The sequence below is a fragment of the Haladaptatus sp. AB643 genome, assembly GCF_024136975.1.
Classification (GTDB): domain Archaea; phylum Halobacteriota; class Halobacteria; order Halobacteriales; family Haladaptataceae; genus Haladaptatus.
On record NZ_JAMYJW010000002.1, the window covers coordinates 40,420 to 63,090 of the forward strand.

A 22,671-nucleotide genomic window follows, 5' to 3' on the forward strand; every position below is an offset into this window, starting at 1 on the left:
TCATTTGGTCGGGATGCTCGCCGGATCGTCCGGGAGCCCGTAGAGTTCCTGTGCGTTTCCGGCCATTACCCCGGCCTCCATCTCCTCGGACATCGGCGGCAGCGCGTAGAGGGGTGAATCCGTATCCCAGTGCGGATAATCGCTGGCGAACATGACCGTCTCCGTGGCGTCCATCATCTCGAGGATTTGGAGCAGATGGTTCGGGTCGTCGGGTTCCTCGATCGGTTGTGTCGTGAATCGAACCTGATCTTTGACGTACTCGCTCGGTGGTTTTTCGAGGTACGGAACCTGTGCCCGGAGCGCTTTCCAGTCCTTGTCCATCCGCCAGAGGAAGTGTGGCACCCAACTGAGACCGCCCTCGATGACGACGAAGTCGAGACCGGGGAACGACGGCAGTACGCCTTCCGCGACGAGACTGACGAGTTGGCCCATCGCGTACGTTCCGAGGAGCGTGTGCCACTCGAAATACGTGCGTGGATACCCGGCACCGGTCGGTGGTCGAGTGACACCGTGTCCTTCCGTGTACGGGTGGAGTGCGATCGGAAGCCCCATCTCTTCGGCGGCCTCGTACATCGGCCAGTAGTACTCGTGCCCGTACGGAAGTTGTGCCGCCATCGGCATGACGACTTGGACGACGCGCGGATGTTGCCCGAGGTTCCGGATCATTTCCGCCATCCGTTTCGGTTTCTGTGGTGCCGCCAGGAGCGACCCGACGAAGGGTCCTCCCTCCGAAAGCCACCGATCGATCGCCCATCGATTGCTCGCAACGGCGAGTTCGGCGGCGTAATCGTCGTTCGGCAGGGCCGTGAGGTTGAGATACGAGTTCCCCGTCAGGATCGCATAATCGACTCCGAACTCTTCGAGGTGCTGTTCTTTCATCTTCGGGATGTCCGAACCCGGATGGCTCCCGTCGTCCGGGATCGCATCCCGTCGGGAGAATTCCGCGACGTTATCGTAGAGGATTTCGGGCGCTTGGAGACCTCGATCTTGGTACTGTTCGGGGAGATATTGGATGATCTCCGATTCGTCTTTCCATCGCTGGTGGATGTCGCAGTCGATGAGCGTCGGTGCGCCATCGGTGGACTGTTGCGTTCGTCGTCTAGTCATCGATTGAAAAAACAGACTTCCGAAGTCCCGTTATAGGTCAGGGCGAACTTGTAACGGGTATAAGTGCCCTCCCGAATCACGACGTGGGTAAAAGCCCTTGAGATGTAGGTGCGAACGGCTACTGTGATCCCCACTCTATCACGACCAATGCGAAGTTCCCGTGAGGTGATGGAACCATGACGGTTCCCCGGGTCGCGACGTGCCAGTTCGAGCCGACGGTCGGTCGACCGGACACGAACATCGAAGCGATCGAGGAATTAGCCCGAAAACTGCCCGAAAGCGTCGAATTCGCCGTCTTTCCGGAGCTCTGTGTGGTCGGATACGATCTTACGGCGGTACCAACCCATCGGACCTCGGTTCCGGGGCCGATTACGGACCGGTTGACGGACGTCGTCCGTGACGTGGGTGTCGATCTCGTCGTCGGCATCCCCGAAGTCGATACCGGGACGGTGTACAACTCGCTCGTCTACGTCGGCGAAGACGGCGTTCTCGCGACCTACCGAAAACGGCGATTGTGGGGCGACGAAGCGAACTGTTTCGACGCCGGAACGGAACCGGTGACCGTCGATACTCCGGCCGGGACGGTCGGGTTGTTGCTCTGTTACGATCTGAACTTCCCGGAACTTTCCCTCACGTATGCACGGGATCACTGTGACGTTCTCGCCGTGAGTGCGGCGTGGCGACAATCGTTCGAACGGGACTGGCGGTTACTGTGCCGGGCACGAGCGCTCGATGGGACGTGTTATGTGGTCGGGTCGAACCACGTCGGGACACAGGCCGGTCGAAAACACGCAGGCGAAAGCTGTATCGTGGGGCCGCGGGGGGATATCGTGTCGAAGACGACCGACGGGAGTGCTGTCGTTTCCGCTCCAGTAACGCCGGAATCCCTCACTCTGGCACGCGAAAAGAATCCGGTGTGGAATAGTCGGCAGTGTTGATGAGTCAGGAATAGACTAATCCGTCGTTGCTTATAAATGATGAACTAGTACGGGTCAATTATTAGGCCCCTCTTTGTACAAAGACGGGGTATGCCACGGTCAGTCACACGAAGGAGATACCTGAAGGCAGGTGGTGGTCTTGCCGGCACGGCAGGTGTCGGAGCGCTTTCGGGGTGTCTCACCCTCGCGACCGAACTCAAGGGAGGGTCGATCAAAGTGAGTTCCAAACGGTTCACCGAACAGGAAGTTCTCGGATACATCGCGTACGAGGCGCTCTCCTCGAACACCGACCTCCCCATCAACGATCAGATCGGTCTCGGTGGGACGACGACGAACTTTCGCGCACTCGACTCCGGAGAAGTACAACTGTATTGGGAGTACACCGGTACAGCGTGGCAGACGCTCCCGCCACAACACGATACGGTTATCTCCGACCCAGGGAAGTTGTATCGAAAAGTGAAAGCGGAGTTCAAACGGAAGCACGGGTTGACGTTTCTGCAGCGTGCCCAACTCAACAATACGTACGTCATCCTCGCGAATCCGAACTGGGCGAAGAAGACGGGCGTCGAGACGCTGTCCGACTTCGCCGATTTTCTGGGGAACGACGGATCGAATCTGACCGTCGCCCTGAACGCCGAATTCCAAAGTCGGGCTGATGGCTGGCCGGGCCTGAGCAAACATTATGGATTCGCGGACGACCTCGGAAACGTAACCGTGGACAACATCGGTTCCGGACTCCTGTATCAAGTCATCGGGAAGGGGTCCGCCGACGTCGGCGTCGGATTCAATACCGACCCGCGGATCATCCAGTTCGATCTGCAAGTGCTCGAAGACGACAAGGGCTACTTCCCGGTGTACAACGCCGCACCACTCGTGGACAGCGAGACGTTGGAGAACCATCCCGAGATTCGATCGCCACTGAACGAGGCCAGTGACGGCCTCACGACGGATGTGATGCGGCGTCTCAACAAGCAGGTGGCGATCGCGAAGAAGAACCCACAGACGGTCGCCAAGGAGTACTTACGACGGAAGGAGGTCATCTGAAATCATGTTCGGTATTCAATCTACGGTCGCACACGCTGCCATCCCAATGCTGATCGAAAGCTCCGTGGACTATCTCTCGAAAAACGGATCGCTCCTTTGGGAGCTTTTGATCAACCACATCATCGTCGTCGTCGACTCGGTGTGGCTTGCGTTGTTGATCGGTGTGCCACTCGGCACGCTCGCGACGTTCGACGACCGACTCGGGAAAGTCATCCTCTGGACGGCAGGGATACTGATGACGATACCGAGCATCGCCCTTTTCGGGCTGCTCATTCCCTTCGTCGGTATCGGAAAGGTACCCGTCGTTATCGCACTGGTACTCTATGCACAACTCCCCATCGTCCGGAACACCTACGTCGGGCTTACGCAGGTCGATTCCGCGACCGTCGAAGCGGGGAAAGGGATGGGAATGACGCGGCGACAGCGACTCCTGCGGATCCAACTCCCACAGGCGCTTCCCGTCATAATGGCCGGTGTCCGCAACGCGGTCGTTATTCTCGTCGGTATCGCCGCGATCGGCGCATACATCGGCGCGAACAACCTCGGCGACCCGATTTTCAACGGGATCAGCGAGGCCTACCCGGCGGCGATCATCGTCTCGACGGTCGCCGTTTCGTTGCTCGCACTCGCGTTCGACTACGGGTTCGGCGTGCTGGAACAACTGTTCCGGCTCCGAAACGGTGAGGACATCGAACAGGCGCTCGTCACACGCCTCATTCGGCGGTCAGTAGCACGAACGACGGCGACGAATCAACAAAGGAGACAACAAGCATGATTACATTCGAGAACGTCACGAAAGTCTATTCGGACGAAACGGTTGCGATCGAGGACATCAACTTCGAAGTCGAACGCGGGACCACGACGGTTTTCGTCGGCCCCTCGGGATGTGGAAAAACCACGACGATGACCCTGGTCAATCGACTCGAAGAACCGACCGAGGGAACGGTCTACTACGACGGACGGGACGTCCAGGAGTTGGAAACGGTCGAACTCCGGCGAAACATCGGCTACGTCATTCAGGAGATCGGCCTGTTCGATCACATGACCGTCGGGGACAATATCGCGACGGTTCCGGAACTTCGCGGGTGGGAGCGGGAGCGTATCGACGATCGTGTCGACGAACTCCTCGAACTGATGGACCTGCCGCCGGGAACGTACCGCGACCAATATCCGACCGCCCTCTCAGGTGGGCAACAGCAACGGGTCGGTGTCGCACGTGCGCTCGCCGCGGACCCGGACGTGATCCTGATGGACGAACCGTTCGGTGCACTGGACCCGATCACCCGGGCGGAACTGCAGGACGAATTCCTCGAAATCCAGGAACGCATCGATACGACGATCCTCTTCGTCACACACGATCTCGATGAAGCGCTGAAGATGGGCGACAAGATAGCCGTCTTCGATGTCGGTGAACTCGTCCAGTACGGGACTCCGCGAGAGATACTGGAAAATCCCGCGAACGACTTCGTCGAGGAGTTCATCGGGGACAACCGGACGCTCAAGGAACTCCAGATAACGCCCGTCGAAGAGATAATGCGCCCGGAGAGCGACGGCCGCGGTGCTCAGCCTACCGCTGTCGACGGTGGTGCGGCCGACACCGAAGCCGTGGCTCTCCCGGACGTTACGGTATCACCGACCGATAGTGCGGAGATCGCGTTATCGCGGATGATCGAAACGGACACGAAGGCGTTACAGGTGGTGGATGACGGTGACACCGTCGGTCTGATCACCGAACGGGACATCAGAAACTGGCGAACGACGACCGAGGTGGGTGCGTAGTATGGGCGTCCTCGGAACACTCGATTCGGCGCTCACGTACCTCCTCTCGCACCTCGATACGTTCCTGACCTTGTTGGAACAACACCTGGAACTCGTCCTCGTGTCGGTTCTGCTCGCGATCGTCGTCGCGATTCCACTGGGTATCCTCGCAACGCGGAACGAATCCGTGAAACGAGTCGTGATGAGTCTCGGGAACGTCGCACAGACGATTCCGACGCTCGCGATCATCGCGCTCGTGTTTCCGCTTCTCGGCCTCGGATTCCTCCCGTCGCTCGTCGGTCTGTTCGTCTACGCGCTGTTGCCGATCCTCACGAACACGGTCACCGGTCTCGAAAACGTGGACGAAAGCACGGTCGCGGCCGCTCGTGGGATGGGCATGACGGAGAACCAAATCTTGCGGAAGATCAAACTTCCGCTCGCGCTTCCCGTCATCTTCGCCGGGATTCGAACGAGCGCCGTACTGAACGTGGGTACCGCCTATCTCGCCTTCTTCATCGGCGGTGGTGGACTCGGAGTGTGGGTGATCACCGGTATCTCCCTCTTCGATACACCGCAACTCCTCGCGGGGGCCATTCCGGGTGCCCTTCTCGCGGTCGGGTTGGATCTGTTCTTTGCGCTCATCGAACGACACCTGGGGACCGATTCGGTCCAAGAGCAGACGGTCGCAACTGGTTGACCATCCCTTCTACGGCCGAGTCGTCCAGTTGCCGGGGAATATGGATAAAACCGCCGACGATATCCTCGGAATCGGATCGTTCGTGGTCTCCTCCGGGCCGAATTCGAGAACGATGCGGACGGAAGCCGCGTTCGGTTGCTCACCTCGTGTGTCGATGGGTCCGTTTGAAGAGCGAAAGATCGACCACGTCGGCCATCGCACGATAGCCAGCATCGCTCGGATGCAGGTGATCGCCGCTATCGTATTCCGGACGGATTCGATCTGGCTGGGCCGGGTCGCGGATCGCGGCATCGAAATCGATGACACCATCGAATACGTCCGTCGTCCGGATAAACCGATTCACCATCTCCCGTTTGGCCTCTCCCTCCGGCGAATCGTATCTGTTTCCGTATTTCGCCCCCCGAGTCGGCGTGAGGGTTCCAGCGAAGATGTTGCTCCCGCTGGCGTGCACTCGTTTGGCGATCTGCGTCAGTCCGGCGATCATCTGCTCGGCGGTTACTGCCGGAGGGTATTGACCGATGTCGTTGATTCCCTCGAGGATAATCACGTCGGAGACGTTCGGTTGCGCGATGACGTCGTGGTCGAGTCGCGCCAGTGCGTTGTTGCCGAACGAAAGTCCCGGGTTCGCATCGTGAAGGAGTCGATTACCCGAGATACCGGCGTTAACGATCGATCGATGCACTGACCGGTGATCGGTGAGCCGTCGTGCCAAGTAATCGGGCCAGGTGTGATCCGCACCCGGCGTCGAGTTGAATCCGTCGGTGATCGAATCGCCGAACGCCACGATCGTGCTCGTGGGTTTCCGCGCGATCACATCGACACCACCGAGGAAAAACCACGATTGCGTCGAGTTCGTGAACTGGTCACCGTCCGCGTCGGCCGTGTGGTTTCCCCGTTGGGAGATGTACGTCGTGTGGAGCGCGAGCGGATGCCACGTCGCGGGGCCAGTAGCGGCCGATGCGTACAGACTGACGGCGAGGTCCTGATCGGGTTCGACGGACAATTCGATGGGATCACTGTAGACGACTGCCCCTGCCGGAATGAAGACGGATTTCTCGCCCCCAAACGTTACCGTTCTGTTCGTCTTCGACAGAACGGTTGCTCCGGTATCGCGGATTCCGACCGTCGCCGCATCGATCGTCACGCCTTTCGTCCCGTACTCGTTCGTGAGTCGAATGCGAACAGCTGATCCTCCGACGCTGGTATGGACGATTTCCCGCAACGTTCGATCCTCGAACCCGGTCCGTGAGAGGCCACTCTGCCCCGGGGGGACTGGCGACCCGCTCCACGCCCCCACGAACCGTTCGTGAGCGCCACCACGGCCGTGTGACGGCGAACCGTTTCTCGGTGAGTCACACGCACCGGAGACGTCCGCCCCGGTCGCACTGATACCGGTCGCTGCACCAACCGCCTTGAGGAATGTTCTCCGTTCGAACATGCACTGAGTATAGCTCTATCCCGAAATAAATTCAATTAGATGAATTATTATATTTTTAAAATTCATAATTGGTAATATACGCCGTTAGCTGACGGTGTCACGGTGACGACGTCCCTCGTTGGCACGAACGATCGAACCGATCCACTCAGTCGTCGGTGGATACCGGTGCCGGGGACGTCGATCCGGCGTTACTCCCCCGTGAGAAGTAGGATGCCAACGCCGGGCCGCTGACGTTGTGCCAGATACTGAATAACGCCGGGATGAGCGCTACGGCAGGCGAGAAGAACGCCGTCGCGAGCGCGACGGCGAGGCCGCTGTTTTGCAGTCCGACCTCGAACGCACAGGTCCGAACCCGCTCTTCGCTCATACCGGTAAGACGGCCGACGCCGTATCCGGACCCGAGACCGATCGTGTTGTGTGCGATGACGGCAACCACCGCGACTGCTCCGGCGCTCGCAATCGTCTCCTGGCTGAGGCCGACGACGGCCGCGACGATGGCGACGATGGCGACGACGCTCACCGCCGGGAACACCTCGATACTCGCTTCCGCGACCGACGGGGCACGTCGGTCGAGGAGGTACCGTAGCGCGAAACCGGCGATCACGGGGATCAGAACCACCTGCACGATGCTGAAGAACAGATCCGCGAAGGTGACGTTCAGTTGTTCCCCGGCGAGGAAGACGACCCACGCGGGCATCACGATGGGTGCCGCGAGCGTCGTCACGGTCGTGATCGCCACGGAGAGGGCGACGTCCCCGTCCCCGAGATAGCTCATTACGTTCGAGGCGGTGCCGCCGGGTGCCGCCCCGACGAGGATGGCACCGAGGGCGAGTTCCGGGGGAAGCGAGAGGGCGAGGACGACGAGGTAGGCCGCCGTCGGCATGATGATCCACTGGGTGAGCGCACCGATGATGACGTCACGCGGTCGGTCGAAGAGGCGCTCGAAGTCCGCCGGTTGGAGCGTGATTCCCATCCCGAGCATGATGATGCCGAGAAGGGGGGTGATGTACGGACCGATCCACGTGAAAGCCGGTGGAACTACGAACGCGATAGCGGAAAACGCGAGCACCCAGACGACGAAGTAGCGGTTCGCGACAGCGCTCACACGTTTTGCGACGTCCAGACTGCTCATGGTATCTCCTGGATATTCGATGGTCGTTTTCGATTCATACCCTGCGATTTATTGTCGTGGGTTTATTCCTGCCGAAACGTCTCAAAATTGCCGGCAGTAGTCACACGAACGAACGACTTGTTGATCGTCCGATTCGGAAAAAGGTGTCCTTGGAATCGTCACTCGGCGACCGTGATGGCCCGCCGATCGGTTTCGAGGAGCCGATTGAAGGCGTCGAGCATGGCCGTGACGCTCGCCCGAGTGATGTCCGCATCGCTCGCGTTCACCGACACCGAGTGGTCGTTGTGTGACACCTCGACTTCCACGGTGACGAGTGCGTTCGTCCCACCGGTAATCGCGTCGACGTGATACGATTCGAGCGTCGCGTCGATGTCGAGCGCCTTTCGAGTGGCGGTGATGGCGGCATCGACGGGACCGCTTCCGACGCCACTGGCAACGTGCTCCTCGCCGTCGACGGCCAGTCGAACGCTCGCGGTTGGTGTCGCTCCTCCGCTAGTGGCGGTTAGATCCCGCAGTTCGATCGGTCGGTCGCGTTCACGACCTTGTACCTCGTCGGCGATGGCGAGCAGGTCGGTGTCGGTGATGCGTCGGCCTCGCTCGCCGATGGCCTTCACTCGCTCCACGATCGTGTTGAGTTCGTCACCCGACACGCTGACGCCGTGTTCGTCGAGTGCCGAACGGACACCCGCCCTTCCGGCGTGTTTTCCGAGGACGAGTCGGCGTTCACGACCGACGGTATCCGGCGGGTACGGTTCGTACATCGCCTCGTCCTTGAGCGTCCCGTCAGTGTGGATGCCGGACTCGTGTGCGAAGGCGTTTTCGCCGACCACGGCCTTGTTCGGTGCGAGCGGAACGTCGGTTGCCGTTGCGACCGTCTGTGCGAGATCGTACAGTCGTGCGGTTTCGACCGTTTCGATATCGTACCCGTGATCGAGCGCGACGGCAACCTCTTCGAGTGCGACGTTACCCGCCCGCTCGCCGATCCCGTTGACGGTCGCGTGAACGAGATCCGCTCCAGCCTCGATGCTCGCGAATGCGTTCGCCAGCGCCAACCCGAGATCGTCGTGGGTATGGGTGCTCGTCGGACCGAGCGGAGCCAACCGTGAAACGGCGGCCGCGGCCCCTTCCGGGGTCGCATGTCCGACCGTATCACAGTAGCAGATTCGGTCAGCACCGGCCTCGATGCCCGCGCTCATCAATCGTTCGAGGAAATCGAGGTCGGCCCGTGAGCCGTCCTCACCGAGGACTTCCAGCCAGAGACCGTGATCCTTGGCGTATTCGGTGAGTTCGACAGTCGTTTGAATCACTTCGTCGCGCGTGGTCCCGACCTTTCCCTCGATGTGGCGGTCGCTCGCGGGAACGACGAGGTTCACACCGTCGACCCCGCAGTCGAGCGCGAGATCGATGTCGTGTTTGACGCCGCGGGCGAAGCTCGTCACCATTGCGTCGAGGTCGAGGTCGGTTACCCTCGAAATCGTCTCTCTCTCACCTTCTCCGGTGCAAGCGCTCCCGGCTTCGATGACACTGATGCCAGTCGCATCGAGCTTGCGGGCAATTTCTGCCTTGTCCGTCGGCGTAAGCGAGATTCCCGGCGCTTGTTCGCCGTCGCGGAGCGTGGTATCGAGGAACTGTACGTCAGAATCAGATAGTGGGGTTAGTTCGGGGGAGCCCCCGAATAAATCGATCACTGGTCATGATATCCACTTTGGTGTGGTACTCAGACGCATATAGTCTGTTCGAGATGGGCAGATATTGCAACCAGTCGCGTGGGCATGCCGTCTCCGGTGCCGAGAGGACGAGTGATGCCGACGCTCTTCGAGAAATTCGCAAATCCGGACTGATCTCCTACAGAGATCGGTGGTGACGGACGCGGACGACTTGCGGGGTCGCATCGCCGAGTCCGAAGTCGCTGTCGTTCATCAGCACGAACTCCCGGTCGTCGAGGATGGCGACACCCTCGATCTTCGACGGGAGGCCGTCGTAGTCGTCAGTGTCGAACGCGAGGTCCTTCGGGACCGCTTCGACGCCCGCGTCCGCCAAACCGGCAGCGTCGAGCGATTCGAGCGTCGGCGTCGTATCTACGTCGTCGAACGCCTCGGGCACCGTCGAGACGCCGTCGAGATCGACTCGGTAGAGTTTCATCGTCTCGCTCACGCGTTCGAGGACGAGCAGGGTCTCCTCGCCGAGAACCTTGAGTTCGCTGACCTTCACGTCGTGCTGGTCGGGCGAACCGTCCGCGTTGTCCTTCTCGAACGTACCCGGAAGATCGAGTCGGTAGAGGTACTCGTCGGTGACCGATTTCGAAGCGAGATCGAACCGGAAGATACGGACGTTCCGAGACGTGTTCGACGTGTGGACGTCCGGGTTTGCAAGCGGGCTCTGGAGCGCGAAGAAGATCGCGCTCTCGTCGGGCGTGACGCCGAATCCTTCGATCCCACGGTTGAGCTTTCGGCGGCGAATGATCGCCGGGAGGTCGCCCGTCACGGGATAGGTGGCATCCGCGAGGTCGGCGTCCACGCCCGCCGGGACGATACGGTCGAGTATCCTCCCGTCGGCGGCGACGTGTGCGAGGCTCGGTGCGTACTCCTCGGTGATCCAGAAGGTACCATCGGTGAGTTGGGCGACCGCTTCGACGTCCATCCCGTTCGGATCGTACGGGATGCGTGCCCCGTTCATCGAGTACGCGACCTCGGTGTCGGTCACGGTCAACGGGTTGCTGATGGCGGTGATGTCGTGTCCGTCCGTGTCCGCGAGCGCGATTGTGTTCACGACGCGTGGCGTTCCGTGACCGAGTTCGATCTCGTAGATCGACGGCGTATAACCGGGGTTCGTGAATATCTTCCCGCCGGACTGGTCGCCGAAGAACGAGGGATCGAGGCCGGTAACCTCCTTTGCATCATCGTGGTGGATGTTCGGTCCGCGGTCGCCGACCGCGTAGAAACGATCGGTCGATCCGTCGGCAGGAGCGGCGGCCCCACTACCGGGACTGACGAAGAGGTCGAGCGTCTTCCCACGAGTCGAGCCGTTTCGGAACGTGACGTGTCCGAGCGACAGACCGGACATGTCGAGCGATGTGACCTCGACACGGGCGTTCGTTATTCGACCACAGTTCTCGTCGTGAGTGTTGCCGTCGTTTCCTTTCTTCTTCCGCTCGTGGTGGTCCCGGCCCCAGCTCCGGAGTCGATTTCCGAAGACGCTGTACGCACCGGTCAGTCCGATTCCACCGAGCATCCGTCGCCGCGTGGTTTCTTCGCGCATCAAATCGGGAGAGCCGAAGAACACACATGTAAATATATATTTTCCGAATATAGGAATTAAGTGGCTAACTTTGACAACGAAGGTGTTATAGAGCGGTTCACACCACCCGTGCCCGAAATCTCCCGCTCGCTGGGCGGCGATACAATCCACTGCCGTTATCTACTGCTAACTCTGAGGGCAAGTGTGAACGCCCCTAAACCGTCTTTTGACGGTGAACCAGATTTGGTAAGTAGTGGGTACCGAATAACCGTCGATAACGGCCGCGATTCGTTCTTTGCGATCTGTATCGAGGAACCCGATAGCGAGACGGCGTGGATCATGTCGGATACCGTCCGATCGTTGGAGCGGATGCGATGAACTACCGTCCGTGGAGATGCTTCGGCGAATCCCTTCAACGTTGAATCGGTATCAGTTCGGCGCGACACGGTGTTCCGCTACCCATCGAAAGGTCGTTCGGACACGATAACGCGACGTTCGTCGGCAGACTTCCTCAGCGGAACGGATCGTTCCAACTGCCGCCGTGGACGAGTTCCTCGACGTCCTTCCGTCGTCGGGTATCGGCGGAACTCTCGATCCGGTCGTCCGTGGGATGACCGACGACGATAGCGCCGATGGGATCGTACGCCTCGGGGACGTCGAACGCGTCTCGGAGCGCCGACCAGTCCTCGGTGGGGATGCCGAAAAACAGTGCTCCGAGTCCTTCGGCGACGGCGGCGTGGAGGACGTTCAAGGCGGCCATCCCCGTGTCGATATACCAGTACGGCACCGGCCAGAACGACTCGTCGCGGTCGGTTCGTCCCTTGTCCGGTTCGGCGTACCTGTCGAGATAGACGTCCTTGCAAGCGAACGGCACCACCACGAGCGGTGCCCGGCGGACGCGCTCGGGTTGGGGGTTGTGTTCGTTGGTCGCCCAGAAGCGCTTGCGGTCTTCGGGTGACTCCAGTGCGATGAAGGAGAATCCCTGACTGAATCCGGCCGACGGGCCTTGCAGTCCGGCGGTGACGATTCGCTCGACCGTCTCCGCTTCCAGGGGGTCGTCACGGAAGTTCCGCACCATCCGACGACGACGGATGACCTCGTAGTAGTCCATGTGAGACGGGTACGACACTGGCCGCTATAGTACTTGTTCGCACCGAACGGGGCCAACGAGTGTAACCGGATTGGACACGAACGGTCGCCGATTTTCGACCCGTGTCAGGTCGAATCCTGTCCTTGTACTAACTCGACGTGTACGACGACTTCGTGTCCGGTCGTTTTCGTTAGCCGCTCATCGATTCGCTGTGCGACGTCCGGTGGTATTTGCCCGTTCGGCCCGTACGACACGACGACCGTCACGTCCGCTGGATGGCCGAGGAGGACCTCGTCGATATCGTAGTTCACGGTCGCTTGCTCGAACTCCAGGTCACCGAATTGGCCGCTGTTGAACATCGCCTTGACCTCCGTATTGACGTCGGTCTTCACGGTTCCGACTCCGAACGACGCCCACGTTACGGTGCCGAGGACGACGGACAGGAGGACGAGACCGACAACGACGGTTGCGATTCGAGTACGAACGGCCCGTCGGGCCTGAATCTCGTGTTTTCCTTTTTCGGGGCGATACCCCGCAAGCCACAGCAGAATGAGCGCCGAGAGGTTTATGGCGAGCAAGTTCACCAGCACGAGAACGCCAGCGGTGAGGACGATTCCGGGATCACCCCACGCGAGACCGAGGCCCGCGGTGGCGGCAGGAGGGATGAGCGCCACTGCGATTGCGACACCGACGAGTGACGACCCCGCTCCCCGGATGACGCTCACCGCTCCGGCGACACCCGATCCGAGTGCCAAAAACAGCGAGAGGAAATTCGGCGAGGTGCGTTCGAGGACCTGCGGAATCGTTCGAATATCCGTCGGCGGGAGGAAGACCGTCTCTTTCAACAACAGGCCAAGAACTGCGGCAGTCACGATTGCGGCAAGTAAACCGGTTACTTGCAATCTCACGCCCCGTTTCGTCATATCATTGTCCGCGAGGACGGCCCCGACGCTGGCCGAAATCGCCGGTCCCATGAGCGGCGCGATGACCATCGCCCCGATAATAGTCGCCGCGGAATTGAGGAGCAACCCGGTCGTCGCTATCAGCGTGCTCACGATGAGGAAAATGAAAAACGTGGAGGATTCGGGGGCCAGGTCCTCGGCCCGGGCAACGAGTTCGTCACGCGAGATACGGTACCCCCGATACCGGTCCTTGAGCGCCCCGATTCGTTCGGAGACCACCGTCTCGGTCGGCATGACGAGAGTATACGATTTCTCCTTGATCCCGGCCGCGTACAGACTATCGAGCACGGGTTCGACGCCGGAGTCGGGGACCGGAAACGAAACGAGCGCTTCGAAGTCGCCGCGACCGGTTTCTTCCCAGACTGCATAATCGATCCCCTCCTCGTCGAGCGCCGCAAGGACGTTCGCTCGGTCCCCCTCCGGAATGAGAACTTGGATGAGACGCATACATCTGTTACGCGCCGTGCAATATATACGAATTCCTACACATATATCCAGTATCGGTCCCCGGTTTGGGTTTCTTATTCGAGAGAGAATTCCGATTCAGGGGTTCAGAAATCATCATCTTCGGACGGGGGTCATTGGTCGGTAGTTTCCACGGCCCGTTCTCTCCGATAGGTGGTATCGTCACAACGCCCCCGTCTGGGCGAAATCCCGTCTCTTTTTCCTCGTTGCCGCATCCTTGCGTACATGAAATCGGTATTCCATCACTCGAACGATGATCCCGAACGACACGATCGAGTCCTCGGTAATATAGCCAACCTGATCGACGATGACACGATTTCCCTCGACGCCGTCGTACTCGTCGCCAACAGCGGTGGTCTCTCGCTCCTTCTGAAGGACTCTCCGTATCAGGAGCGAGTAGAGACCCTTCTCAATCGGGGGGTCAGTTTCAAACAGTGTCACAACACGATCGACGGGACTGACATCACCGGCGAGGACTTGATCGATGGCGTCGAACTCGTCCCCTCAGGCGTTGGCGAACTACCGCGGCTTCAACACGAGGGATACGCCTACATCAAGCCGTAAGCCAAATCAGAGTCGATCCGTATCCGAACTACTCGATTCCCTGTAGAGTTGCCAGCCGATGAGTACGAGCACCACTAAGAAGGACAGCGCTGAGATGATGGCCATAGCACCACCCTCCCCTCGGGCAATACGAAGGGTCTGAATACTGCCGGCGATACCCGCCGCTCCGGCGATACAGACCTGTTTCCGTCGGGAGGTTCCGTCAGTGTGGTTCATAGAACTACAATCTGTCGTGTTGCCAAATCCCTTGTGGGGTGGTGTATCCATGGAAGAGGTGGTGAGGAAGAACGCGCCCACGGGTGGACCTTCTCAAGATCTCTCCTCGTGTGTTCCAAAATAGAATTCCCATATTTTGTGGGTAGCCGGAACGCACTCGTACGCGAATATGTGCCATCGAACCGCTCACGGACGAACCGTTGCAAACGCGGCCCAACCCACTCTTCAGCATCGTATCCGACGTTTTCCGGTGACTTACGTCGTCGGTGAGCTATCGATGCATTTTCTTCACGACCGAGTATTGACGGGAGACGGGACGAACCGTGGTAATGGCCGCCTTTCGGGCAGTTTCCTCGTCGTATCGTCGACTCCAGAGGTAATCCGTTTTTGAGGGAGACCGTACCAATCGGTTACAGCCGTCCGTCTCCCTATTTGTACGCAATCACGATCAGGAATCGCATTGCTGCGTCGATCACGTCAGCCTCATCGGGTGCAATCCGGAGGTCAGAACTCGGTTCTTCGGGTGTCTATCGGTGATGGTGACGCCAATGACGTGTAAAAACATTCGGAATAATTAGCGAAAGAGATTCGGGATTCTCTAGTTTATTTAAATACGATCCTCGTCCTTCTGCTGTCGCGTAGGAAAGTCATAGGACGTGCAATTCGTGTTCAGAACCGCCTCGAATTCGAGAGTTTACGACCCCAATTGGTTTTGCTTTGTACTAATCCGATCCATGTGGTGGTACGTATCCACAATTTTCGCATGACCAGGTTCCGCAGTCCCGAACGATGCCGCTTGAATCACAACGATTACATTTGTAACGCATCGATTCCGACTTTGGTTTCGTCAATCATAAAATTATCTGTCGACAGTTGTCGTAATGTGGGTGGATGGGTACCGAACCGACTGAAATGGATGACTTCCAATACTATCCTCGCTGAAATCATTTATTAATAAACGAAATATCTTGTAGACTCCAAACATTGTATAATTGAATCGTGAAAACATCAGATATAAATATCACCGCGGAAAGTTATCGACTGTCCGCGATCAGGGACACGATGAACAGACTGGCGTGAAACAGACGTGACTCGTAGTTCAGTGTCTGTCCCATCAAAGCCTCGGTCGAATCTGATCGACTGTCATCGGGGCACTTCACGCCGAATTTTCTGATCAGCAGTGGGCGACAATACCCGTTCGTCTCTTGCCCCTGTCGAATCCTATGGCTCACGGTTTCGAAGGCCGGTCAAGCGGTAGGTCGGTTGGGCCGGTACGCATCGTCACGAGAGGATCGCGCGGGCGGCGAAGAGGAGGTTTTCCTTACGCTCCATGACACGGCGGTAGAAGTACTGGGCCCATTTCCTCCCGTAAGGAACGTACTGAACGACGCGTACCCCGTCATCCGCGAGGTCGACCTGCGCGTCGTCGCGGACTCCCATGAGCATCTGTATCTCGTAGGGCGTGCCGTACTCGTCGTGGAGGTCCCGGGCGAGCGAGATCATTTGTGGGTCGTGGCTACCGACGGAAACGTGCTCGAATTCGCTGAAGAGGTAATCGAGGTGCTCCTCATACGCCTCGTTTACCCGCGATTTGTCCGCGTGCGCAACCGAGGCGGGTTCATCGTACGCACCCTTGACGAGGCGAACGGTGGCATCACTCCGAGCCAACCGCTCCAGGTCGTCGCCGGTCCGTTTGAGGTTCGCCTGGATGGCGACACCCACGTCGCCCCCGTCGCGGTCGGCGTTCTCCACGACGGCGTCGAGTGTCGCATCAGTCGTCGTGTGGTCCTCCATATCGACCCAGACGAAGACGTCGTGGTCGATGGCGTGGTCGACGATGAGCTCTAAGTTCTCGGCAAAGACGCCCGTGCCGACGTCGAGACCGACCTGACTGGGCTTGACGCTGATAGACGCATCGAGGTTGCGGTCATCGATCTCCGCGGCCAGGTGACAATACTCTTCGGTGTCCTCGAACGCGGGCGAGCGCTCGTGGTAATGTTCTCCGAGAAGGTTGAGAATGGCGCTAATGCCTCGATCGTTGAGCTCAGCGGCGTACTCCAGCGCTCCTTCGGGCGACTCGCCAGCAACGAAGTTGTTCGCTATCGGTGGAATCACGTGCACCACTCGACGTTCGGGTGGCAAAAATGATTCTATTTCACCGAATATTGGTCGATAACTGCCACGAAACTCCGTAAAACCATGATGTTCACAATAATAGAACTCAGTTAGTTAGCTGTTCACATGGGGTATGGTACTACTCACCATTGGATGGTTCGTTCCGACACCGACGAGGGTGTCGAGTTCACCCTTCGACGACGGCTTTTCACATAGTATGAAATAACACGGGGAATGACCGGGATGGTGCAGTTATTGTCCCCTCTCACGACGCACTCCAGTGGGACAACGCAGATATAATTACAAACATATGGTTGTAATGGTAATGGGGGAGTATCGCGATAGGTATTACAGACATATGTCTGTAATTGATGGGGCGAACGGTTGGTTCGAACATTGTGAACTACACGGATCGTGTGTCCAGATGTGACTGCGGTTTCCCGGGCGTGAGTGTCCGCCGACACGTGGTTCCCATAATGCGAACGCTTTTGCGTCGAGGTTGTGTGATGTGATACTATGACAGACGGAAGCCGGACGTTCACCACGACGGAAACGTCGTTCGCGGTGATCCACGCGATCGAGGACGCGAACGGAGCGACGTTTGCGGAACTCAGGTCGCAACTCGACCTCTCCAAGAGTACGCTGTACTACCATCTGACCACCCTCGAAAAATACGGATACGTGGTGAAAGAACGCGGGACGTACCAACTCGGCTTGCGGTTCCTCTCGCACGCCCAGCACGCCAAGAACAAGGAGCCAGCGTTCGACGTCGTCCGTTCGAAAGCCCGCGACCTCGCCGACAGGATACCCGAAGAAATCTCCTTCGCTACCGAGGAGAACGGTCGTCTCGTCGTGGTCTACCACAACATCGGCGGCTCCGCAATGACCGACTTCAAGATCGGACAGTACCTGTACTTGCACGTGACCGCAAGCGGGAAAATGATGCTCGCGGAGATGCCCGAGGAGCGCGTCGACGAGATCATCGATCGCTGGGGACTTCCGAAACTCACGGAGAACACGATCACGGATCGGGACACACTGAAGGAGGAGTTAGACCGGGTCCGCGAACGCGGGTACGCGATCAACGACGAGGAACAGCGTGAGGGACTCCGGAGCGTGGGTGCGAAGATAACGAAGCCCGATGGGTCCGTTCTCGGGGGTCTCGCCATCGACGGTGCGACCTATCGACTGACCAACGACCAGATCGAGGGACACACGGTACAGCAACTGTTCGACACGATCGACGAGATCGAAGCCGAAATCAACTGAACGCGGTCTCGACTCGAAGGGGATGAAACCGAACCGGTACATTGATATATTATGCTACAAAGTCCCATACGAATATGGTACAAGCGGGTATGGAAACCATTATCGGGCTAGTTGGCTATCTGATCCTGGTAGTAGCGATCGGTCACTGGGGAACGAAGTTGGTCTCCTCCGAGGAGGACTTCTTCCTCGGGGGCGAACAGATCCCCGGTTGGGCACTTGCACTCTCCGAACGGAGTTCCGGGATGTCCGGTTGGCTTCTCCTCGGCGTTCCGGGATTGGCGTGGTCGATAGGACTTTCCGCCGTCTGGGTGCTCGTCGGCACGACCGGCGGTGCCATCTTCCAGTGGATCGTTTACGCGCGGCCGTTCATGGAGGGCCGCAAGGAGACGGGCGCGGTCACGCCGATAGGGCTTCTCGCGGAGAAAATCCCCGGTGATTCGCCGGTCGTCCGTGCGCTCCCGGCGCTCGTCACCTTCGTGTTCTACATGGGTTACGTCGGGTCGCAGTTCCTCGCTGGCGGCAACATCTTCAAGAAGGCCTTCGGGATTGATCCCGTTATCGGAGTCCTCCTCATTGGCGGCATCGTGACGGCGTACTCGCTCGCCGGTGGATTCCCGTCCGTCGTCTGGACCGACGTGATGCAAGCACTGTTGATGGTGTTCACGCTCGTGGTGCTTCCGGGGTATCTCCTCGTCGGTGTGTTCCTCGATCCCTCCACCTCACTCGTGGGCGGACTCGCGGCCTCCGGGGGAAACCGGTCGGCGTGGTTCGGCGGACGGACCGGTGCCGCCGCGCTCGTCTTCCTCGGCGCTAACCTGAGCTGGTTCTTCCTCTACCTCGGTGGGTACCCGCACCTCGACGCTCGGTTCATGGCGGTCCGCAACGGTGACGACCGCCGCTCGGCTATCGTCGTGGCGACCGTCTGGGGTATCCTCACCTCGTCGGGCGCGGTGCTCCTCGGCCTCCTCGCACGCGTCATCGACGGTGCGCCGCAGGCCTTACAGGCGGATCGAGAGATGGTCCTTCCGTTCATGGTCCTGAAACATCTCCCGGGACTGCTCGGGGGAATCCTCCTCGCAGGCGCGCTAGCGGCGATGATGTCGACGGCCTCCTCGCAAATCGTCGTCGCCAGTTCCGCGGTCGCACAGGACGTCTACACCGATATCCTGAAGAAGGGACAGGAGTTCAGCGACCAGGCCCAACTACGCGTCTCCCGCGCCGCCACGCTTGCGGTCGGCGTGATCGGGCTCGTGATCGCACTCCTGACGTCGAACCTGGTGTACACGCTCGTCAGTTACTCCGGAACCGGGCTCTTCTCCGCCTTCGGGCCTGCGTTCACCCTCCTCTTCTTCTGGCGACGGAACCTCTCCGTGGCGGGCCTCGTGGCGGCGTTCGTCGCCGGTCCCGGCGCGACCATCCTCTGGATCGCTTTCGGAATGAATTCGATCATCACGGTTCGTCTCATCGCACCGCCGATCGGGTTCGCCGCTGCGATCGGTGCCTCCCTGCTGTGGCCGGGCGGAGAACTGACCAGCCCTGCCCCGTCCGCGAGCGCCGCGAACCAGGACTGACGGTACGAACGAACGGGTGTATCGACACGGTACACCGCTTCGAATGCCGCCGCGTATCGGGATATCATACGGAGAGTATGATCCTGCGGAACGTGGTTTTCATCTCCGTTCTCCGTCAGTTCGTCGCCGGTTTTTCAGTCGAAGGATTGGTGCCTCCGATAGGGGTGGCTCCGGTACCGTACCGAGTAGGGTATGCCAGTAAATCCCAAACTATAATACCGGTCGAGTGCCACCTACGAGTGTGCAAGCGAGAGACTTTGATAACGAATTGACGTTCCACGAGTACGAGCAAAACGGTACCGTCGAGGAGTTTCACGAAGCGTACGAGGAAGCCGTCGAGTCCGTCCAAGCGGAACTCGGGGGAGACCACCTGCTTTGGATCGACGGCGAGAGGGTCGATACGGGGGACCGTTTCGACGTCGTATCCCCCGGGAATCTGGACCGAGAGGTCGGCGAGTTCGCCGCGGGCAGTTCGGAAGACGTGGACGCTGCCGTCAGCGCTGCTGCTGCCGTCGCCCCCGAATGGGAGGCTTCCGATGTCGATACCCGCGTGGAGATTTTCCGCAACGCTGCGGCTATCATGCGTGACCGGAAGTTCGAACTCGCCGCGACCATCTCACTGGAGAACGGTAAGAACCGGACGGAAGCGATGGCCGACGTCGACGAATCCATCGACTTCCTCGAATTCTACAGCCGTGAATTCGAGCGGTCCGATGGGTACGCTTTCGACACTGGCGAGCCAACCCCCGGCCAGCACACCAGGAATTTGCTACGACCGTACGGCGTGTTTGGGGTCGTGGCACCGTTCAACTTCCCGATGGCCATCTTCGTCGGTATGACCGCCGGTGCATTGATCACCGGCAATACCGTCGTCACGAAGCCCGCGAAAGCGACATCGCTGATCGCACACAAGTGCGTCGACATCTTCACCGAGGCAGGGATGCCGAACGGTGTTCTGAACCTCGTTATGGGCGGTGGACGCGATGTCGGTCAGCCTCTGGTCGAGCACGAAGACGTTTCGGGTGTCGTTTTCACCGGATCGCGGAAAGTCGGACTGTCCATTCAAGAGACCTTCTCCGAGCACGGAAAACACGGACCCGTAATCGCTGAACTCGGTGGGAAGAACCCGGTGATCGTCAGTGACACCGCAGAGCTTGAAGACGCGGTAGAAGGCGTAATGAAGGGTGCCTTCTCCTTCAGCGGACAGAAATGTTCCGCGACCTCACGCGTGTACGTCCAGGAGAATCTGATCGATGAATTCACGGATCGGTTGGTCGCCGAAACGGAAAAACTGAATATCGGTCGGCCGACGGAACGGGAGACCTTCGTTTCACCGATCATCAACGACAGCGCACTCGAATCGTACCAGGATATCTGTGCACGTGCGGAAGAAGAGGGGACGGTTCGAACCGGTGGAAACGTCGCTACGGACGGTGAACTCGCAGACGGTCGGTTCGTCGAACCGACCGTCGTCACGGACATCCCTCACAGCCACGAACTTGCCCGTGAAGAACACTTCCTCCCATTTGTCACGATTCACCCGATATCCAATCTGGACGAGGGAATCGAGAAGTCGAACGACTCCGAATACGGGCTCTGTGCCGGACTCTTCTCGCAAGACGACGACGAGATCGATCGGTGGTTCGATGAAATCGAGTCCGGAATGTGCTACGTGAACCGCTCCCAGAGTGCGACGACGGGCGCGTTGGTTCAGGCACAACCGTTCGGCGGTTGGAAGTACTCCGGCACGACCGGTAAATTTGCAGGCGGTTACTGGTACCTCCAGCAGTTCATGCGCGAACAGAGCCGAACTCGGGTCGACTGAACGATCGATGGCGGAAAACCACCAGTAACCGTTCGATTTCACTGGATTTCACTGGGCGTGTGCTTGATCGATGTGGGACTCGTCACCAGCCATGAAACCTAGATGACTTTGCCTCTGTCTAAAACCATCGAACGTGCAGCAGTCGCCCGCCAACACGCATGTTTCCTGGACCGAATTCCGTTCCGGATTACCGTATTCGGATGATTCCTGGTTCTTTTTGTCGATCCCAAATAATAGTTGGAAATTTTACTGATCGGAATGTACTCCGTCTCGATGAAGTCGATATATCGAATAGAATTCGACTGTTTCCAGAAAAAAGTCTTAAACCAGAGGATATTCACGAAATTATGTCCTTAAAGAGATTATTTCAAAGAATGTTGCTCGGAGATTTCTGCCATCAAATCATAATTTAACAGGCCATTTGATACTGTTGTCTGATGGCTGCTCTTTTGTTGGGTACGTAGTGTATAACTATGGCAAATCGGTGTCACTGGTGGATAATACCATCGTGGAGGATTCGTTCATCCGTACCTGACTCCGTGGTCCTAAACTTCTCACGGGGTCGGCTACATCGAATTTCAGTGTGCGACGTACCGGCACTGGGAAACCCCAACGACCAGGAATCAGCGGATGCTAGCAACCAATCGAGAAACGCCCATTCCGAGTACTCCACCCAGTGTCCCGAGAACGGCAGCGATCACGAGTCCGACGGTGATCGCCCATAGAATCCGGAACGGGAGGCCTGGCATTTCGCCGGTAATGCCCATGCCAACGAGATGGATTCCAAATCCCGCGGCGAACGCGAAGTTGAATAGCCAGACGCGACGGAGGTTTCGATCGTAACGGGCGAGCATCGCACTTCCGGCGAGAAGGCCGACAGCGAAGTACTCCAACCGAAGAAATCGGAAAACTGGCGGATCGAACCGTGCAATCACGGCCAAAAATCCAGCCGAACACAGAAATAACCCAAGAGCCATTAGACCGTTCCGTGATCGCGTCCGTCGATCAGGATCCGAACGTATTGACGTGGGCAGTGTATGCATTATGAATGATCGATTCCTGCTCGGGGCACGCCATGGCACGCGTGCGAGCAGGTGGGGAGGACGTGGCGGGTGCAGGGGGTAGTATGGATCAGGAGTGATGGCGCCAGACCCACGGGGACACATTCAGGGTGTCAGAGGCAACCTCGCCACACTTGTCCCTTTGGGGGGTTCGGTATATGCTTTGTGCTACTGTTCGAAAA

19 protein-coding genes are annotated in these 22,671 nt (G+C 58.8%); 9 read left to right on the forward strand and 10 right to left on the reverse strand.

Annotated elements, in window-relative coordinates; genetic code table 11:
• On the reverse strand, window positions 1–1,107 hold the full coding sequence (locus NKF25_RS05095) for an amidohydrolase family protein (RefSeq protein WP_253225622.1): 1,107 nt from the start codon (window positions 1,105–1,107) through the stop codon (window positions 1–3).
• Between the two features lie 176 nt (window positions 1,108–1,283).
• On the opposite strand from NKF25_RS05095, the gene NKF25_RS05100 reads away from it, so the two are divergent.
• From NKF25_RS05100 to NKF25_RS05120, 5 genes are all read left to right on the forward strand, one after another.
• A complete protein-coding gene (locus tag NKF25_RS05100) occupies window positions 1,284–2,045 on the forward strand; it encodes a carbon-nitrogen hydrolase family protein (RefSeq protein ID WP_253225623.1) in 762 nt (253 codons plus the stop codon).
• A 90-nt stretch (window positions 2,046–2,135) separates the two neighbouring features.
• Entirely contained in the window at window positions 2,136–3,089 is a 954-nt protein-coding gene (locus NKF25_RS05105) for a glycine betaine ABC transporter substrate-binding protein (protein WP_253225624.1), read from the forward strand.
• Between the two features lie 46 nt (window positions 3,090–3,135).
• Window positions 3,136–3,864 carry an ABC transporter permease gene (locus NKF25_RS05110; protein ID WP_253225625.1) on the forward strand — a complete coding sequence of 243 codons (729 nt, stop codon included), beginning with the start codon at window positions 3,136–3,138 and terminating at the stop codon, window positions 3,862–3,864.
• Window positions 3,861–4,868 carry an ABC transporter ATP-binding protein gene (locus NKF25_RS05115; protein ID WP_253225626.1) on the forward strand — a complete coding sequence of 336 codons (1,008 nt, stop codon included), beginning with the start codon at window positions 3,861–3,863 and terminating at the stop codon, window positions 4,866–4,868. Before NKF25_RS05110 ends, NKF25_RS05115 begins: the two co-directional genes overlap by 4 nt.
• Before the next feature lies 1 nt (window position 4,869).
• Window positions 4,870–5,544 carry an ABC transporter permease gene (locus NKF25_RS05120; RefSeq protein WP_253225627.1) on the forward strand — a complete coding sequence of 225 codons (675 nt, stop codon included), beginning with the start codon at window positions 4,870–4,872 and terminating at the stop codon, window positions 5,542–5,544.
• Between the two features lie 139 nt (window positions 5,545–5,683).
• Here the strand turns inward: NKF25_RS05120 and NKF25_RS05125 are convergent, their stop codons facing one another.
• From NKF25_RS05125 to NKF25_RS05150, 6 genes are all read right to left on the reverse strand, one after another.
• Window positions 5,684–6,982 carry an SGNH/GDSL hydrolase family protein gene (locus tag NKF25_RS05125; protein ID WP_253225628.1) on the reverse strand — a complete coding sequence of 433 codons (1,299 nt, stop codon included), beginning with the start codon at window positions 6,980–6,982 and terminating at the stop codon, window positions 5,684–5,686.
• 145 nt (window positions 6,983–7,127) lie between these two features.
• Complete coding sequence (locus NKF25_RS05130; RefSeq protein WP_253225629.1) at window positions 7,128–8,114, reverse strand: bile acid:sodium symporter family protein; 987 nt, start codon at window positions 8,112–8,114, stop codon at window positions 7,128–7,130.
• A 158-nt stretch (window positions 8,115–8,272) separates the two neighbouring features.
• Entirely contained in the window at window positions 8,273–9,802 is a 1,530-nt protein-coding gene (locus NKF25_RS05135) for a 2-isopropylmalate synthase (protein ID WP_253225630.1), read from the reverse strand.
• A 157-nt stretch (window positions 9,803–9,959) separates the two neighbouring features.
• A complete protein-coding gene (locus NKF25_RS05140; RefSeq protein WP_253225631.1) occupies window positions 9,960–11,372 on the reverse strand; it encodes an esterase-like activity of phytase family protein in 1,413 nt (470 codons plus the stop codon).
• A gap of 490 nt (window positions 11,373–11,862) precedes the next feature.
• A complete protein-coding gene (locus NKF25_RS05145; RefSeq protein ID WP_253225632.1) occupies window positions 11,863–12,462 on the reverse strand; it encodes a nitroreductase family protein in 600 nt (199 codons plus the stop codon).
• A 104-nt stretch (window positions 12,463–12,566) separates the two neighbouring features.
• The gene (locus NKF25_RS05150; RefSeq protein ID WP_253225633.1) at window positions 12,567–13,850 is read right to left on the reverse strand and encodes a TIGR00341 family protein; all 1,284 of its coding nucleotides are present in this window, start codon (window positions 13,848–13,850) and stop codon (window positions 12,567–12,569) included.
• A 243-nt stretch (window positions 13,851–14,093) separates the two neighbouring features.
• Between NKF25_RS05150 and NKF25_RS05155 the strand changes: the two genes are divergently transcribed.
• Window positions 14,094–14,432 carry a DsrE family protein gene (locus NKF25_RS05155; protein ID WP_253225634.1) on the forward strand — a complete coding sequence of 113 codons (339 nt, stop codon included), beginning with the start codon at window positions 14,094–14,096 and terminating at the stop codon, window positions 14,430–14,432.
• Between the two features lie 6 nt (window positions 14,433–14,438).
• On the opposite strand, the gene NKF25_RS05160 is transcribed toward NKF25_RS05155, so the two are convergent.
• Window positions 14,439–14,648 carry a hypothetical protein gene (locus NKF25_RS05160; RefSeq protein WP_253225635.1) on the reverse strand — a complete coding sequence of 70 codons (210 nt, stop codon included), beginning with the start codon at window positions 14,646–14,648 and terminating at the stop codon, window positions 14,439–14,441.
• Window positions 14,649–15,929: 1,281 nt separating this feature from the next.
• Window positions 15,930–16,763: a proline dehydrogenase family protein gene (locus NKF25_RS05165; protein ID WP_253225636.1), complete on the reverse strand. Its 834-nt coding sequence runs from the start codon at window positions 16,761–16,763 to the stop codon at window positions 15,930–15,932.
• A 516-nt stretch (window positions 16,764–17,279) separates the two neighbouring features.
• Here NKF25_RS05165 and NKF25_RS05170 point away from each other — a divergent pair.
• From NKF25_RS05170 to NKF25_RS05180, 3 genes are all read left to right on the forward strand, one after another.
• Complete coding sequence (locus NKF25_RS05170; RefSeq protein WP_253225637.1) at window positions 17,280–18,032, forward strand: IclR family transcriptional regulator; 753 nt, start codon at window positions 17,280–17,282, stop codon at window positions 18,030–18,032.
• Window positions 18,033–18,106: 74 nt separating this feature from the next.
• Window positions 18,107–19,603 carry a sodium/proline symporter gene (locus NKF25_RS05175; protein WP_253225638.1) on the forward strand — a complete coding sequence of 499 codons (1,497 nt, stop codon included), beginning with the start codon at window positions 18,107–18,109 and terminating at the stop codon, window positions 19,601–19,603.
• A 241-nt stretch (window positions 19,604–19,844) separates the two neighbouring features.
• The gene (locus tag NKF25_RS05180; RefSeq protein WP_253225639.1) at window positions 19,845–21,428 is read left to right on the forward strand and encodes an aldehyde dehydrogenase family protein; all 1,584 of its coding nucleotides are present in this window, start codon (window positions 19,845–19,847) and stop codon (window positions 21,426–21,428) included.
• 623 nt (window positions 21,429–22,051) lie between these two features.
• Here NKF25_RS05180 and NKF25_RS05185 read toward each other — a convergent pair.
• Window positions 22,052–22,363, reverse strand: a complete 312-nt coding sequence (locus tag NKF25_RS05185) for a hypothetical protein (RefSeq protein WP_253225640.1) — start codon at window positions 22,361–22,363, stop codon at window positions 22,052–22,054.
• Between the last annotated feature and the right edge of the window lie 308 nt (window positions 22,364–22,671).

Bases quoted from the DNA above. Each gene is read 5' to 3' on its own strand.
- NKF25_RS05095 (WP_253225622.1), bottom strand. From the start codon at position 1,107: ATGACTAGACGACGAACGCAACAGTCCACCGATGGCGCACCGACGCTC.
- NKF25_RS05100 (WP_253225623.1), top strand. From the start codon at position 1,284: ATGACGGTTCCCCGGGTCGCGACGTGCCAGTTCGAGCCGACGGTCGGT.
- NKF25_RS05105 (WP_253225624.1), top strand. From the start codon at position 2,136: ATGCCACGGTCAGTCACACGAAGGAGATACCTGAAGGCAGGTGGTGGT.
- NKF25_RS05110 (WP_253225625.1), top strand. From the start codon at position 3,136: ATGCTGATCGAAAGCTCCGTGGACTATCTCTCGAAAAACGGATCGCTC.
- NKF25_RS05115 (WP_253225626.1), top strand. From the start codon at position 3,861: ATGATTACATTCGAGAACGTCACGAAAGTCTATTCGGACGAAACGGTT.
- NKF25_RS05120 (WP_253225627.1), top strand. From the start codon at position 4,870: ATGGGCGTCCTCGGAACACTCGATTCGGCGCTCACGTACCTCCTCTCG.
- NKF25_RS05125 (WP_253225628.1), bottom strand. From the start codon at position 6,982: ATGTTCGAACGGAGAACATTCCTCAAGGCGGTTGGTGCAGCGACCGGT.
- NKF25_RS05130 (WP_253225629.1), bottom strand. From the start codon at position 8,114: ATGAGCAGTCTGGACGTCGCAAAACGTGTGAGCGCTGTCGCGAACCGC.
- NKF25_RS05140 (WP_253225631.1), bottom strand. From the start codon at position 11,372: ATGCGCGAAGAAACCACGCGGCGACGGATGCTCGGTGGAATCGGACTG.
- NKF25_RS05145 (WP_253225632.1), bottom strand. From the start codon at position 12,462: ATGGACTACTACGAGGTCATCCGTCGTCGTCGGATGGTGCGGAACTTC.
- NKF25_RS05150 (WP_253225633.1), bottom strand. From the start codon at position 13,850: ATGCGTCTCATCCAAGTTCTCATTCCGGAGGGGGACCGAGCGAACGTC.
- NKF25_RS05155 (WP_253225634.1), top strand. From the start codon at position 14,094: ATGAAATCGGTATTCCATCACTCGAACGATGATCCCGAACGACACGAT.
- NKF25_RS05160 (WP_253225635.1), bottom strand. From the start codon at position 14,648: ATGAACCACACTGACGGAACCTCCCGACGGAAACAGGTCTGTATCGCC.
- NKF25_RS05170 (WP_253225637.1), top strand. From the start codon at position 17,280: ATGACAGACGGAAGCCGGACGTTCACCACGACGGAAACGTCGTTCGCG.
- NKF25_RS05175 (WP_253225638.1), top strand. From the start codon at position 18,107: ATGGTACAAGCGGGTATGGAAACCATTATCGGGCTAGTTGGCTATCTG.